15 protein-coding genes are annotated in these 15,280 nt (G+C 57.5%); 1 reads left to right on the top strand and 14 read right to left on the bottom strand.

The annotated features are described in order from the left end of the window. Nucleotides 1–171: 171 nt before the first annotated feature. The 14 genes from ACN5W5_RS23245 to ACN5W5_RS23180 form a co-directional block, all read right to left on the bottom strand. Entirely contained in the window at nt 172–594 is a 423-nt protein-coding gene (locus ACN5W5_RS23245) for an EcoRII N-terminal effector-binding domain-containing protein (protein ID WP_420050789.1), read from the bottom strand. Next, nucleotides 591–2,423 (bottom strand): DEAD/DEAH box helicase, encoded by a 1,833-nt coding sequence (locus ACN5W5_RS23240; protein ID WP_420050788.1) that lies wholly within the window; start codon nt 2,421–2,423, stop codon nt 591–593. Before ACN5W5_RS23240 ends, ACN5W5_RS23245 begins: the two co-directional genes overlap by 4 nt. Further along, nucleotides 2,420–3,052, bottom strand: coding sequence for an HNH endonuclease (locus ACN5W5_RS23235; RefSeq protein ID WP_420050787.1), 633 nt, complete (start codon nt 3,050–3,052; stop codon nt 2,420–2,422). Before ACN5W5_RS23235 ends, ACN5W5_RS23240 begins: the two co-directional genes overlap by 4 nt. 176 nt (nt 3,053–3,228) lie before the next feature. Continuing rightward, entirely contained in the window at nt 3,229–4,875 is a 1,647-nt protein-coding gene (locus ACN5W5_RS23230) for an ATP-binding protein (RefSeq protein ID WP_420050786.1), read from the bottom strand. A gap of 156 nt (nt 4,876–5,031) precedes the next feature. Continuing rightward, nucleotides 5,032–6,405, bottom strand: coding sequence for a type II restriction endonuclease (locus ACN5W5_RS23225; RefSeq protein ID WP_420050785.1), 1,374 nt, complete (start codon nt 6,403–6,405; stop codon nt 5,032–5,034). Between the two features lie 18 nt (nt 6,406–6,423). After that, nucleotides 6,424–6,915, bottom strand: coding sequence for a very short patch repair endonuclease (locus tag ACN5W5_RS23220; protein WP_420050784.1), 492 nt, complete (start codon nt 6,913–6,915; stop codon nt 6,424–6,426). Between the two features lies 1 nt (nt 6,916). Continuing rightward, nucleotides 6,917–8,164 (bottom strand): DNA (cytosine-5-)-methyltransferase, encoded by a 1,248-nt coding sequence (gene dcm, locus ACN5W5_RS23215; RefSeq protein WP_420050783.1) that lies wholly within the window; start codon nt 8,162–8,164, stop codon nt 6,917–6,919. Between the two features lie 421 nt (nt 8,165–8,585). Next, nucleotides 8,586–9,206 carry a hypothetical protein gene (locus ACN5W5_RS23210; RefSeq protein WP_420050782.1) on the bottom strand — a complete coding sequence of 207 codons (621 nt, stop codon included), beginning with the start codon at nt 9,204–9,206 and terminating at the stop codon, nt 8,586–8,588. Nucleotides 9,207–9,275: 69 nt separating this feature from the next. Continuing rightward, nucleotides 9,276–9,533, bottom strand: a complete 258-nt coding sequence (locus tag ACN5W5_RS23205; RefSeq protein WP_420050781.1) for a hypothetical protein — start codon at nt 9,531–9,533, stop codon at nt 9,276–9,278. Between the two features lie 300 nt (nt 9,534–9,833). After that, complete coding sequence (locus tag ACN5W5_RS23200; RefSeq protein ID WP_420050780.1) at nt 9,834–11,225, bottom strand: hypothetical protein; 1,392 nt, start codon at nt 11,223–11,225, stop codon at nt 9,834–9,836. After that, nucleotides 11,218–12,570, bottom strand: a complete 1,353-nt coding sequence (locus ACN5W5_RS23195; protein WP_420050779.1) for a ParA family protein — start codon at nt 12,568–12,570, stop codon at nt 11,218–11,220. The genes ACN5W5_RS23200 and ACN5W5_RS23195 overlap by 8 nt, the downstream gene beginning before the upstream one ends. Before the next feature lies 1 nt (nt 12,571). Beyond that, on the bottom strand, nt 12,572–12,988 hold the full coding sequence (locus tag ACN5W5_RS23190; RefSeq protein ID WP_420050778.1) for a hypothetical protein: 417 nt from the start codon (nt 12,986–12,988) through the stop codon (nt 12,572–12,574). A gap of 64 nt (nt 12,989–13,052) precedes the next feature. Continuing rightward, entirely contained in the window at nt 13,053–13,265 is a 213-nt protein-coding gene (locus ACN5W5_RS23185) for a hypothetical protein (protein ID WP_420050777.1), read from the bottom strand. Between the two features lie 443 nt (nt 13,266–13,708). Next, nucleotides 13,709–14,671: an SOS response-associated peptidase family protein gene (locus ACN5W5_RS23180; RefSeq protein ID WP_420050776.1), complete on the bottom strand. Its 963-nt coding sequence runs from the start codon at nt 14,669–14,671 to the stop codon at nt 13,709–13,711. Nucleotides 14,672–14,902: 231 nt separating this feature from the next. On the opposite strand from ACN5W5_RS23180, the gene ACN5W5_RS23175 reads away from it, so the two are divergent. Continuing rightward, nucleotides 14,903–15,277, top strand: coding sequence for a LexA family protein (locus tag ACN5W5_RS23175; protein ID WP_420050775.1), 375 nt, complete (start codon nt 14,903–14,905; stop codon nt 15,275–15,277). Nucleotides 15,278–15,280: the final 3 nt, after the last annotated feature.

Raw genomic sequence — 15,280 nt, 5'->3', positions numbered from 1 at the left:
CCTACGCCCTTGGTAGTCTGGCGATCTCATCATGAACCGCCCCGGCGATCGTAGGCGGTACCTGTTGCTCATAGCCAAGGACGGCGATGAGAAAGCTGGTACAAAGCCCTACACCCCCTGCGGGAGAGCTTTTATGTGGGATTCCCGCGCGCTACCGAGTGCAGGAGGCAATCAATGGATTCGTCGCCAACCCGCAAGCTTAACAATACCCTGTTTTTTCTCCGTCGGAACTCTTGAGCTGACCGAGATCCTGTAGTACCCGGGCTCATCCGTGGCCTCGAAGATGAGGGAGTCCCCCGCTTCAGCCTTTTTCGCTCGAAGATACTTGGTCATCCAGGTAATGCGATATTCGTTTCGGGTCCCTCTGGAAACGTGCAGCTTGTTGTTGTAGTAGATGTAGCGCATTTCCCAAACTTCGCCACTCTCATCTTCGCACTGGATCCATGCGTCGGGATTCTTGATCGATGCATCGAGCGCAGGAAAAAAAGCGAGTAGCTCGGCATCTGCTTTGGGTACCAGAATGCCCGCCTGATGTGCGCCTGTAGCACCCGTATCGTTGGCGCTGAGAATCTTTGCGTAGCTCTGGCGCTTCATGTCCGCTCCATTGGAGAAATGCGCAATGCGCGGGCTAGATCGTGGCCGTCGCGAACAGTCACTGGAACTGCTTCGTTTCCCAGCTGTGATTTCCAGTGAGTCCTGTCGAGCATGACTTCCTCGACAGTGTTCACATAAAAGAGTCGGTAGATCGTGACTGGATGGGTCTGGCCCCGACGATGGGCACGTGCACTTGCCTGCTTTTCGAGCGCCGGATTCCACACCTGTGTGAAATGGATAACGACTGTTGCAGCCGTGATGTTGAGACCGGCTCCAGCCGCGCGCGGATTGAGGACAAGGATAGCCGGGCCTGCGTGTGCTGTGAAGGTGTCCACCATCAACTGCCGTTCCTTCTGTGGGGTTGAACCGTTGATGGCTCCCCAGAATGCCACGGGCAGCGTCGAAGCAGCCTGCCTGATGAGCGGCCCGCACTGGTTGAAGGTAGCAAACAGCAGGACCTTCTTCCCGCGGAGAAACGCCTCGCCCAGCAGTTCAAGCGTGCGCTCGAGTTTCGGGGTGAGAAGGGACAGTCTGGATGCACTGTCAACATCAACCTCATCCTCCCAATTCGGCCGTGTTGTATCCCGCACCCGCAACCAAGGATGCGCGCAAAACAGCTGGAGCTGGCCGGTAGCCACCAACGCGCCGGCCACCGGATACTTTGCCAGACTTTCGGCGCGAACATTTTCATATTCCTGCGCGAGCGAATCACCGAGCTCGAGCGGCACATCGATGTCGATCCGTTCCGGCAGATCCTTTGCGACTTCCGCAACTTGCCGTTTCAGTACGAATGGATCTGTAATCACCGCAAGTGAGCGCGCGGAGTCGACGTCATCAGGCCAGCGGGTTTCAAATTCTGGCTGCGGACCCAGGAGGCCCGGAATGGCTATGTCCATCAGGGACCATAAGTCGAGTAGTCCGTTTTCGACAGGAGTACCAGTGACCGGAATCGCACGCCGCCGACGCAAGCCCGCGATCGCGTTTCTGCGACGCGAGGCCGGATTCTTGATGGCCTGAGCCTCGTCACAGACAAGAAACGACCACTCGATCGCACCGAAGATGACATGATCATTCGCGAGTGTGTCGTAGGTGGTGATGACCAGCTGCGCCTTCTGGAGATCCCAGTGCAGCCCGGCTCTATTTGAGCCACGATGCACAAGAACGGAGAGAGTCGGTGCAAACGATCGCAGCTCGCGGACCCAGTTTTCAATCAACGTCGTTGGGCAGACGATGAGAGCAGGGGTCTTTTGCTGCGGCGGATCCAGCAGAAACAGCGCAATGATCTGGATCGTTTTTCCGAGACCCATCTCATCGGCGAGGATAACCCCGCCAGTGTGATCCAGCATCCGGGACATCCATGCTACTCCTTGCGCCTGGTAGCCGTACAGCGTTGCCTGCAACCCGGCAATGGCGCTCATGTCCTCCTCCCGGCTCGCTTCCTCATTGGCAGGCACAAGGACATCAATCTCTCTGCATACCGGCAGCTCCTCGCCGGCGTTGCGCTCAAGACGCAGTATCTCTGGGAAAGTCAGACGCTCCGGGTCCATGCCGGCCAGTGCAGCAGAGATCACTTTGTCCACATCCCGGGGGAGTGGGTAGATGGTGCCAGCATGCTCGATCCAGTTGCAATGTATGCCTGCCGCCCTGATCGTATGAGTAACTCCACGGGCGGTCTTTCGAGCTCCTGGTCTTGCGAAATACCGCTTCCCTTCACGCAAGATCACGAGCACCGGCGGCATCACCCGGGTAGAGACCTCATAGCCGGCAGGAGCAGCGGCGACCAGATCGTCGTAGGAGTGTGGAAGATCTGCCGGAACTGTGATCGTCATGGCTGGAGTAACGCGCGAAGTTCGTCAGGGTGGAGTGGAACGGGGCGCCGGGTATGCACTGCCCGGTGGCAGTTAGGGCACAGAGGAATCAGGTCGACGGCCGGATCGTAGGTGCGGGGTGCAGCGAGTTGTCCAAGGGGTTCGATGTGATGAACTTCAAGAATATCTCCAGCCTGGCCATACATTTCTCGTGGAGAAAAACCGCACACAACACAGCGCTTCCCGTGAATCGAAAGGCAGAGCAGCCGGTTGCGTGGACTTCGCTCACGCCGCTTCACCGTTGCCTCGGTGAACCTTCCCTCCTCATCAAACTCCGCGTCTGCGCCTGCAAGGTCGTCATAGCCAATGAGTTCGGCCATGGATGCCATCAGAGGCACGATCACTTCGCGTGCAGTAAGACTCAGCGCCTCGTCACTGTGGGGATCAGCAATGCCCATGACAGTCACTTTGATCCGGAAGTCTCCGCCGGTGACGGACCAATCGTCGACAGACTGGTCCGGCACTATCTCAAGAACATGCGAAGCTGCGAGCTGGCGGATCAAGGCACGTGCCACGACCACGCGTTCCGGGAGTGCCTTCCTCATCTGCTCAACGCAGGGTTTGGCAAATTTCCCGATTTCGGCTGTCACCGTGTGTCGTTTTAATCCCGAGGGAACGATCCTGAAGTACGGCCCCTCCTCAGGCCCAAACCCTTCGAAGTGAACGCGGAGACCAGAACGCGAACCACGCGAGTCAGGGACGACAACAACACCGGCACCTACGCCGCGCCAGGCTTCTTCGCGCAAGAGGTCAGACTTGTCCCTGATCATGGATCAACGGCAGTGTCACCACTGAGCTCATCCAGCTCAGTTTCTGTCGGCAATGGGGTGTCCCGCAGCAGCTTCTCAAGGTTGCCAGAGATCTCCTGCCGGATGTCCTCAAAGATCGGCTGCAACTCGTGGTCGGTGTTGTTCTGTTCGGCCGCCGAAAAGGCCCAGAGCAGCAGGTCCATACCCTCGACGGCGTAGCCCGAAGCGGCAGCTTTGAGATAGATCTTCTGATAAAAATCATGGTGCTTGTTCAGTCGGACACCAGTCGAGAAACCTGATGTTCCAGTACTGCGAAGCGCTGGCTCCCAGAGCCGACCACTCGTGATGTCCGATACAGCCTCAACGTACACAGAAGCTGGATCCACATTCCCCTGGACTGGAACGTGTATGCGAATGCCGGCGCCCCTGTTATTGCTGACCACCGCTTCCTGCGCTGCAGGATCCACAGACTGGACTGACGGCTTCTTCGTAAAGCGGGCACCCGCGATGCTGTTGTTGGCGCTGCTATGGTCAATGTCCAGCTCAGCCGAAAGCTGTTTCTTCTTGCGACGGTAACGCTGGTCGGCTTCGCGGTGAACAGAAGTCAACCTTTCCTTGAGTTCTTCTTCAAGCGCTGGATCGAAGAGAATGCGTGACTTCTTGACGTCAACCCTGAATGCATCGTCAAGCTTGTGTCCAAAATCAAACTCGACCCGCAGCAGCGAGTAATGCGGATCGTCCGAACGGAATACCCCCAGCCAGCCACCGTGATGGATGAGACGACCTTCGCGATAGATGTAGAAACCTTGACCACGGCTGGAAATCTTGGCATAGCGCTCGTTTTCCTCATTGGTCATCTCCTTTGCGTGAGGGAGAAGCCAAGCGTTCATGGTCGCTTGCTCGATGGACTGGTCTTCGAGCTCGATCTTAAAAACCCTAGCGCCCTCAGGTAGCGCCTGAAGAGATCGTTGCGGATAAAAGGGATTCCAGTGTGAGACAGCTTCGCCATCGACCGAGATTCGCACGTTGCGATAACGGGTTTCCTCGTGATCGAGGAATCTATGAAATACGAGTGCAAGATGCTCGCGCAGCTTCTTCACCCGGGTGCTCACTGCCTTCCGCTCGGCTGCACCCGCTGGCTCTGTGTAGGATTTCGAGAGCATGCGATCGCACTTGGACCAGATAAGCAGGGTGCCCGTCTCTCCGCACAGCTCATCGAAGTCTTTCTCTTCGCTCTTAGTGATCGGCTCCTGCAGCATCTCCCACTTGTTCTCTGTCTGCACATGCTCCAGATCCCAGGCAAGCTTAGAAAGCGGTGCATCAGGAGCATTGCGCGAGATCAGTGTGAACCGCAGGCAGATTGAACTTGACGCAGTTTTCAGTCCCAGCCCGAATTTGCCAAGACTCTGCAGATTGGTACGTGCGGGCGCGCCATAGCGCATCGCGGCAAACAGGCCTGCCTCATCCATGCCCTTGCCGTCGTCCCCAAACAGAACGAATTTCCGTCCGTCTGCATGAAGATCTATCCGGATATTGACGTTCTGCGCTTCTGCCGCAATCGAGTTGTCAACGATGTCGGCTGCGGCTGTGTTGAAGTCATAGCCCGTGTCGCGGAGCCCATGGATCAGACGCGAAGGGTCCGGGAGGTTGGTCAGGTTGTTCATTTTTAGGCCTCGGAAAAATTCACCCAGGCCGTTCGGCAGTCCAATGTCTCGCAGCCCCCTGTATCAGAATGTACCGGATTCACGATGATTGTCGACCCCAAAAAAAGCACACAACCAGCATCCCGAACCGCTTGCTGCCTGATCGGGTCAGACCATTCACGTCAATAGTCCCCTCGTTCGCCAGAGCGGATACCGATCGCGACGCAAGTGCAGAGTGAAAAATTCGCCAAACGAGATGACGTTGGTCTGCTGCCGGTAAACCGCTGCGTCTGAAACTTTCAGCGACTCAGGGACAACAAGGGTGATGCCTGCTTCTCCCATCTCGGAAATTGCGGCTGCAGCGACGTTCTCGTCAACTGTCGCCAGATACAGGTCGCAGTCGCGGATTTCTCCATGTACTTGTTTCCAACGTTCGCGAAGAGTAGTTTTTGCGCTGAGCACCAAGGCTTCCTCTCGTGCCCGTCCCGAGTCCGCATAGAGACGGAAGTCAGGCAGCACGAAGTCCGGACGTTTCTTCGACTCGATCACCACCTGTGCCTCATAGGGGACTCGCCCGTCTTTCAGCATGCGCTCGATATGCAGCTCGAATGATTTGCCAGCTCTCGATTTGCGCTGCTGAGACGCAGACAGCAATACCTTGTCGATGCGCGGGAACTCGGTGATCAATGCCCGCAGAGCCCGCTCAACGGACATGCTGGTGCTGTCCATGCCCAGCACGAGGCGCACAAGCTCCATCGATCTCGCCCGAAGCTCGAAGTCCCTGAACAGGCAGTATTCAATGTCGCGGCTGATTTGCATCACTGCGTCGCCGGGCGCTTCCATAGCAAAGGGATCCAGGGAGGACTGGCCGTTGGCTTCTAAGTACGCCGCCTGAGCCATCGCCGCAAGCTGGCCGGTTCCCGGAATGACTGCATGGGCCCCGGCAAACGCTTCCAGTGTGCCGGCGCGCCACGCAAGAACCGCCTGTTCGACATGGTCCAGCACGCGATCTTCGGATTCTTTCGCCGCAATCTCGGGGACAAAACAACCCGAAATGAAAGCAGAGTCGAAGCGGAAAAGATCGCGAAGGTAGTCAACGCCAGCGCCATTCGAATCCACGATGAGCGCCCTGAACCGCGGTTCGCCCGCGCGCAGTCGATCTCGCGCAATCACAAGAAAGGATGCAGGGTTGACGCCTCGAAATTGGTCCTTCACCAGATTGGTGAGGTGCGTCTCCTGTCCTTTGCTGGTGTAGTGAACCAGCCGGGCGGTTTTCGTCCTGGCGACCTGAGGCCATTCGAGTTCAAACCAGATTTCGCGGATCGGCGCCCCACCCCCTGGCCGGTCCTTAAGCCCGAGCGAGGGGAAGAATCCGCCATCGCGGTCCTGCTGGGGAATGTATACGCCTCCCTGGTGAGCCAGCGGGTTCTCGCTCCACTGCCAGTCGTTCAGCGAGAGCTTCTTGAGATACACCTGCTCCGCACCTTCGATAACGGCAATGAGCTCATCGAGAGATGTGTCCGGCCCAGTGGTGAAGAAGTCGTCATGCATGAAATTGCCCAGTTTCTTTCAGGTTTCTGTGCCCGCAAGCTTCGCCGTAGTCTGCTCGGGCAAGGGACGTCTGAAATCCAGATTGCCTGAACCTTTGCGTACCCATTCCTCAAGGCGGTCCAGCAGACCGGCGAATTCGTAAGCCGGACGGCCTCGCATGGCGCACTCCCAGACGACCGCGGTGCGCCACCCCATCGCGTGCAAGGCCTCGAGAGAGGCAATATCGCGTGACCGGTTCGCGTCGATTTTCACCCGCCAGAACTCAGTGTTGGAAGCCGGAAGTCTGAAGAGCGGGCAATCATGCCCATGCCAGAAGCAGCCATTCATGAAGACGGCAGCCTTCGCTCCAATGAACGCCATGTCTGGTCGCCCAGGCAGCTTCCTGTCATGCAACCTGTAGCGCAGGCCTCTTGCATGAAGGGCCTTGCGTGCCAGCAGTTCGATCTTAGTGTCGCGGCCACGGATGCCGGACATCATCCGGCTACGTGTAGCGCGGTCGACGATGTCCACCTCAGGCCAGTATGAGCTGGGCAGCGTTTTTCTGCTCTTCGATCAGGGTCACTATGGCCGGCTTCATGGCCGCTGCAGCTGCCGCCATCACCGGCATTACCACCGAGTTGCCGAACTGACGATAGGCTTGTGTGTCGCTAACGGGGATGATGAAGTCTTTCGGAAATCCCATGAGCCGCGCGCACTCGCGCGGGGTCAGCCGTCGTGGGTTTCTGCGGCTGCCTTGCGACACGAGAATTTCAGAGCCGTCTTTGTGATAGCGCGCAGAAAGCGTACGTGTGACTGAATGGCCATCAACCAGCCCGAAACCAAAGCCGTTGCCCGCAGCTTTGTGCTTCGCCGCATAGGCCTGGAGATAGGCCCAGAGATTGTCGGTGAGGGTGTAACGCGGCGACACCATGGCCTTGGGACCGGTGGTGTACGGCTCTTCGGCTTCTTCGCTGCCATCCTGCGGGTGCAGGATTGATTTCAGAAGAGGGCCCTGCTCAGGCAGATGGACATCGTCCCACCGGAAACCTGCGTCACGGCGAAAGCCCGCAATCAGGATGCGCTCGCGATGCTGAGGCACGAAATGCTGGCCATCAACTACCCGGTACTCGATGTGATACCCAAGTTCTTTCTCCAGGGTTTCGCGAATGATGCGGAAGGTGTTTCCCTTGTCGTGACTGACTAGGTTTTTGACGTTCTCAAGAAGAAATGCCTTAGGGCGTTTAGCCGCCAGAATGCGCGCTACATCGAAGAAAAGCGTGCCCTGCGTCTTGTCCTTGAAGCCATGGTCGCGACCCAGAGAGTTCTTCTTGGAAACCCCTGCGATCGAGAATGCCTGGCATGGGAAACCTGCCAGCAGAACATCGTGATCGGGGATGCTGTGCTCGTCAACCTTGGTGATGTCACCTTCAAAATGATGATCATGCGAGAAATTTGCCTTGTAGGTCTTCACCGCGAAAGGATTCCATTCGCTCGTGAAAACACATTGCCCGCCGGCCATCTCGAAAGCCTTTCGATTGCCGCCGATGCCAGCAAAAAGGTCGATGAAGGTGAAGTCAGCGGCCGGACTGGCCGCCTTGCGTTTTTCAGCGGTCAGGATGTTTCTGATGGCAGGCAATTCCAGTGCAGAGGGATGTGTCTCCTGTCGTTCCCAGCGACCAATGGTTTTAGGATCGAGATTTAGGAGCTCGGCGAGCTCCTTTTTGTTGAACCGCGTCAGTGCGTCGCGCAGGATGTCGAGGAAGTCTTTCGAGTCGCCCATATGTTTTCTCCAGAATCTGGGAAGAATACCAGACAGGATGTCTTTTCTTCGTCCTCCTGTATCTATTTTCAGTGTTTTCGCCCACTCCTGAATTCGTTCATGAAGGGCGGCTTCGATGGGAACTCGTGGGACAGGGCCATGCTGGCCACCGTAGCACCCGGCACAGCGCGCTGAGCGAGGATTTGCTGCTTGAGCTCGGCGTTGTACCTCCGGCATGTCTTCTTCCTGGCTTTTTCATGATGTCCACCTAAATTCCTTGGTGGACACCATCGTTGCCTTCCTTCGTGGTGATCGACGAGGTCGAGACTGGGGACTGGGGTATGGCGGGCGAGGGTACTGACCAGGGCAGGGCGGTTTGAACCCTGATGCGCTCACGTGCTTCGTGCTCACCCACCAGCCGCAAAAGGCCGGTCACGGTGGCTCAAATTTGGATCGGCGCCGACAGCCCAAGAACTTCCCGGGCGATGGTGAGACAAAGCTGCTTGAAGCTGTTCCATCCCAGGCCGTGTAGGTCGTACATGTTCAGGCAATTCCAAGAGATTTCAACTAAAGACGCTCGCGGCCTTCGGCTTCGCCTTTTCCCATTCCGCACGAGCTCTCTTGTAGTCTGACTTGATGGCATCGAAATGGGCCAATTTGGTCTTGACCAATCGATTGTGAGCGGCACCTCACGGAAGTCTTCCGAGTGGGAATGTGCGTCGATGTAGCGTGATAGCGCAGCCATCCGATCATGAATGCGCTCCGCGATTACTTCATCGAAGTACACCTGATTCAGTGTAAACGTGATGTTCTCCCGCCAACGCCGCACCACGTTGTTGAACAGTCTCTTCTGGATGAAGTCCTCATAGGCTGTTCGCAGACTGCCACAGGCCTCTTCTAGTGCGTCCCTCTGCGGGTCGCCCGCCAAGGTCCGCGCCGACTCGTAGTGCCCCTTGGCCCGGTCATGCGCAGCCCCCTCATAGTGTTCGTGTGGAAAGGCCTGCCGATCGATGGATACGGGCGAATTGGCATCATCGCGCCATACGGTGCGCCCGGCGAACACCACCCCCTTCTCCTCGGCAGCCGTCGCGAGATAGTTTGTGAACAGGATGTCGTGCGTGAAGACGACAACCTACCTCCGCTCGGCTTCGGTCGCAAGCCGCTGCGCGATCGCCTCCTTGCGCACGTGATCCATCGACGTCATCGCATCGTCGAAGACAACCCCGACACAGGCGCCGTTGAGTTCCACCTCTGTCAGAAAGTCCACCAGCGCCGCCGTCTGCTCGCCCTCGCTGAGCACTTGTGATGGATCGACTCCGGTCATCCCGGCGTTGGCAAGTTCGATTTTGCGGTCCGTGGTCCCTGCCTCACCGGCAAACTTGAACTGCACTGGGAGTGTCAGCCGAAGTGCAGTGCAGTTCTCGGTAAATCGAGCGATGAAGCCCTGTGCAACGAGTTCTTTGGCAAGGGCAAGCTGATGCTGACCTGCAGGAACGTCTCACCGAAAGTCGGCTTGCTGGCGCCACCTCCTAGTGAAAATTTTATCCAGACGCAGTCGGTCAACACGCCCACCTGACCGACAGGTCAAGACTGGTCGCGGACAGGTGATTGCCGCGACCTAAGGGTTCCGATCATAAGAAAGCAGACCATCTAGAGCGTTACCGGGACGGGATGATGTTCTTACTCGCGCCTAACTTTTAGGAGCCACACCGCCTTTTCGGCCCAAGCCAAACCCTACTCGATAGAGATCAGGCATGTCGATTCGGCCATCCTTCTTTGTCTCAATGAGGCCAAGACGCTGCAAGTCATCGCGAATGCCATCCCATCCCCGGTCTGCATGCTGTGCTGGCAAACGGTCTGAGTGAATGCTACTCGGGCCATGGGGAAACTTCTCGTCCCATCGAGCCAGCAAGTCGTCGTATGCGCAAGGTACGTTCAATCCTTTCAGCACACCCAGTACGTCTTTGACCCAAGGGTAGTCTTCGGCTACTTCAGCGACTCGGATTTCGGACGCCTTCTGAATACCGCGCTTGATACTCTCGAAATGGAGTGCGAAATCATGCTGTGGGTACCGCTCAAGCGAGTCGTCAGCGGCTTGGTGAATTGCGGCCAGAAACGAGCGTGGCGACGTTTGACCTCGACCGTCGGCCAAGTGGCCAATCGCCCATGTGTATGGCACACCACGACGCCTGTCGCGGCCCATCCAAGGACCAGCCAATTCTTCGAAGGCTTGTTTTTGGAGATCTGTTTCGCGCTTCATTTCCTCAGGCAAATACCACTGACCATCACGAAGCTCAGCCAAGCCAATTCCCCGCATGAGGTCGCCCTGATCTCCGGGCGCACTGATAAGGCGTTGCCAAAGCAGACCGTGGAGATCGTGCCTCGCCCATACCAGTTCTGCTTTAGTTGCAAGAAGCTTTGATGCGTCGGGAAAATTGAAAACAGTTCTCTCCGCTTGATCCTCCCGAAGGAATACCTTTGCATGGAGCCCTGGGTGCGACTTCAGCCAAAGCACCGTTCGTAAAAGGCCACGGACGATTTCATCCATCTGTTGCCAGTCAGCACTGGTGCGATCAAGCGCATCGAAAACGATCAAACCGCGCCACGAGCGGTTTCGAGCCATCAGCGCAACCGCAGCTTCAGGTTGCTGCTTCAGCCATTCCACTGTGTTCTGCCAAGTCTGACTGGGGATCGGAAACTCCGAAAGCTCGGCCACCCAACGCAAGATCACGGCTCGCCAGATATCGTAGGGATGGAAGCCGCCGGCCAGCAGATTGGCAAATGCGTCCGTGTTGGGATACTCCGGAGAATCCTTGCTAGCGAAACCAACGCGAATGACTACGCCATCAAGCTCACGCAAACTCGTCCCAAGCGTCGCCCGCAACTCATTCGATTGGAGGGCGGCTGTCCAGAATGACTTTCCTACCCCGCGTCCGCCCACGACAACTTGGGCGTCCAATCGCAAGGCTTTGAGATGGGATAGTGGGGCATAGAGCGTACCTAACTGCGGCGATTCGCCGTGGTTGCTGGTCTCCAGTGGAGCAGCGAGGATGGCTCGGCGGATTGCTGCTGAATCAAACATTCATGCCGTCCAGTTCCAACGTGTTGGTCACGCCGTTGATCAGGGCGCCGAAAATGGACTGCACTTGCTGGGCGTCGATCACCGCCAAACGACCATCTAGCGAACGCAGCCCGACAAAACTCCGGTGCCACTTGATCCCCCATGGATAGTGAGGCGCGGAGGTATCGGCCTCCTCATAGTGAAACCATTCTGCCGTGGACTCGCCGGGCGGGATGGCATCGTAGACAGCAGAGAACAAATCAGCAGCGCGTTCCCGTAGGCCTTCGAGGTAGGCAATCTCATCTGTTTCCGGAAGCAGCGCACCAACAATTTGTAGGCGTTCGCGGATTTCTGCAGCGACGCCGCGTCGCAACCAGTGCTCGAACAAGATGCGGTACCCCGCCCAAGTCTGACTACCTTCCAGCGCAAACAAGAGCACCAACTTTGCGCCCAGGTCAGTAACGCAACTTGAGGCTACTTCGTCAATGCCAGCGCGAGAATCGATGAGGATGACATCCGGATTCACGCGCGCCTCAAGCGCATCGATCAACCTCTTCAGGCGGTCGGACCAGTTTTCTTTCGTGCCGTCAGACCGGACCTTTGGCATCCAGACACGACCGAGCTTGGCGACGTAGTCGCCCGGCTTAGCTCCGTGTGCGGGCACAACGTAAATCTCCCCATCGTGGGACAGCGTGCTCGTAGCTATCAGATCATCAAACACAGCATTAGAGTTATCCACCAAGTCTTCCACTAGCCAGTCGGTGATGCCGAAAGCGGGCTGGCGATCATCTGGTAGCAGCGATGTTGATAACCCTGGCGATTCAAGGTCTAGGTCCAATACCAACACGCGTTTGCCGGCTTGAGCCAAACGCCAAGCCGTCGCGGACAACGCCGTTGACCGGCCGACCCCACCTTTGATCGAGAAGAACACCACACGGGGTACACCAACGGCTACAGGTGCAATGCTGGCCCAGTCACCTTCAGTCGCCAAACGATCTACGACCCACACATTCTCAAAATCGTCCAGCAAAAATGATGATGCGCCGCGACACGCGGACATTCGGTCCAGCTCAAATAGGACCATCGCAGTAGGCGGATAGGCGTGCTGCCCTAGCTGTTCAGACAATACAGCCGTAAGAGTCAAGAGTGCATAGGGTAGCGTTGGCCGGCGCTCAACTGTCAGAGATATCGTGCCCTCTTCCTCACCTAGAAGCAACGATGCGTTTCCTAGCGCCTCTGGCACGACGAGACGAATTTTGCCAAACAAATCGCGATTGACTATCACCCAGTCCACCGTACGCAGCCAATCGGACTGCTGCCTTAGCGCTTCGGTGACCGTAGGCAGGATTTGGTCAAAGGTCAGCATGTCAAATAAATCCGTCAAGCTGGGCTTTCTTGATAAGCCCAAATATTAGTTCCGCGCCAGCTTGATGAGCCTGCGCGCGCGCCTGGTCAAAACTGGCCTCATGCGCATAGCGCTGTTCGGCTTTCCAATCATCGAAGGGGCTTGGCAGCGGGAGTGCGTAGCCTGTTCCTTGGTGATGGCCAGATCGGTAGCTTTCGAAACGTGCCCAGACAAGATCCACGTGTTTCCTGTCATCGTGCAGAGTAGGGCTGCCCGTGGCCGAATTCACCTTCATACCAAAAACCTGCATGATCCGCTTCAAACCACATTCTGCGGCCATGCCATATAGGTGGTCAGCGTTGGCCCAGCGGTGGTGAGAAAAAAGCACGTCGGCGTCGCGCCGGTGCCGATCATGTGCGTTGAAAAAATCTGCGTTCATTGAGCATCGTTGTGCGCGAAAGCGCCGCCATATCGGTCAGGCGGCAACCAGATTGAGGGCCGGACTACTTCGTCATTTTGATCAAAGGATTGCCACTGTTGCCCCTCTCGTGGCTAACCGCTTCGATAGAGATGCCGCCACGGTTGCAGTGGTCAAGGATCAGCACCTCCACCATATTCGCAATGGACCGATGCTCTGCCTCGGCGGCGCGCTTCAACGCGTCTTTCAGAGCCGGATCAATCCTCAGAGTGAGCGTAGCGGTTTTAGTCGAAGTCATGGAATCTGCTCTAGTGACCGCAAATGTACTGCAGACTGCCGCCGCCGGATCAGGCCGACTAGGACTAAAGGTGCTCCTATTCTGTGCGTTAAGGCCCCGACTCCGACTATGTCGATTGCACTTTGCATAGAAGTCATTTGCAATCGACCGTCGACGGACAGCAGTGGGTCGGTACCGCCAGTCCAGGTATTGGGGAAGAGGTCGGTGGCGCTGCGCCAGCCGGGTCGTGGACGCCCTATGACCGCAGTACCTCATACAGCCGTCATTCGGGCCAACGCCGGTTGCCGTACCCAACAGCCGCTTCGTGACAGTCAGCGTGAGTACGCCTGGCAGCACCCACCGTCAGCCATCGCTGCTTTGCGGTTGCTCTGGCCGCGAGTGCGAACTGCTGCAACGGGTAGGCAACGTCAGTTTGCGCCACCTGGATGCATGTTCCGCTGGCGTCATGTTGCCCGTGAGTGCACATAGTGCAGATGCGGCGGCCGATCATCCAGCAGCGCAAGCAGACTACCCGTGTCCTGTTCCTCGGGGTTGAGCCATTTGTCCAGGTTCTCTGGGCGCAATGCGATCACACACCGGTCATGACCAGCCGCCGCCACCTCCGGCGGTGGATCGTCCGTGATGAGTGCAAATGACAGCAGGTCGGGCTCGCCCGGTGCCGTCCACCTCGACCACAAGCACGCCAACAGCAACTCCTGGGGTGGTTCGGTCTTGAACTCCACCACCACCATCCGCGGCTCCTCACCGGGTCTGAGATCACGCCCTTCGGCATGATGGAGCAGCACGTTTTCGTAGAAAGCGTTCGCCACCAGTACTCCGTGGGTGTGCCCGAACTGTTCTCTCCAGAACCCGTCGAGGTTGTCTCTGCGTGCGTTGTAGGTACCCGGGAAACGGGTGTCGTACGAAGCCGGCTTGCCGGCTGGACGGCACTGGTAGCGCATGGGTAGGACCAGCCGATGACCGTCAATGGAGACCATGACCAGGGCGTAGCTCCCCGGAAAAATCCGCGAATCGCTCGGCAACAGTTCCGGGTTGTCCAACTGATCCAACCGCCTCTGGATCGCAACGATCTTTGAGCTGGCGATGCGCTTGCTGTCTGTGGCTGTTTTCGTGGTCTTCACGTTCAGCGCTGCTTCCGCAGCGGCAAGGCGAACCCGCTGCTTTTCCAGGTCGTCCCGCAACTGTTGCCGCTGCTGGTTTCGGTGCTGTTCGATGAGGGCTCGAATGCGCTCGCCATCCGGTCCTGTGGAGTCTTCGAAGGAGGCCTCCATGGCGCGAGGAATGATCACCCGTTCACCACCCGCACGCCGGAAGAACAGGTCAAAGAATTCCTTGATGGTGATGTCTGCGCCCCATTCGCGCACATACCTCCTGTAGTCCGCCCAGACCTGAGCCGAATAGCACATGACCACCTCCGAGGTTGTGGAATCGCCACCAGTTTGCCTCAGGGACTGCGTGGCACACATGCCCCTTGCCGTGACTTGGCGCGGTCGAAGATTCTTCGCAGAAATGGGTACCGAGAATATACTGGATGAATGTACAGCTTCACCGATTTTGCAGATGCGCTGGGAAGAGGGCGACCTTTCGCTGGGGAGGTACCCATTCCTCTGCGCCAGTTTCCGATCTCGGTTTTGGAATTGGAGACCCCTGTACACGCCGGTTTTCCATCGCCAGCCGAGGACTTCCAGGCCAAACGCATCGACATCCTCGAACGCATGGTCACCCATCCCCAGGCCACCTACAGCATGGCCGTCCGGGGGCACTCCATGGAAGGCGTGGGGATCTTTGACGGTGATGTGGTCCTGGTGGACCGGGCAGTCAAGCCGGCCCACGGACACATCGTGGTGGCCGTGGTGGACAACGAGTTCACCTGCAAGCAGCTCTGGATGCGCGGTGGCCGTCTCAAGCTGAAGGCGGCCAACCCCACCTTTGCCGACATCGTCCCCACCGAGGGGCAAACGGTGGAGGTCTGGGGAGTCGTGATCGCTTCGATCAAGCAGTTCAAGTGTTGAGCG

The sequence above is a fragment of the Hydrogenophaga sp. ZJX-1 genome (genome assembly GCF_048590325.1).
Lineage (GTDB): Bacteria > Pseudomonadota > Gammaproteobacteria > Burkholderiales > Burkholderiaceae_C > Hydrogenophaga.
This window is presented reverse-complemented; position numbering and strand designations above follow the sequence as displayed.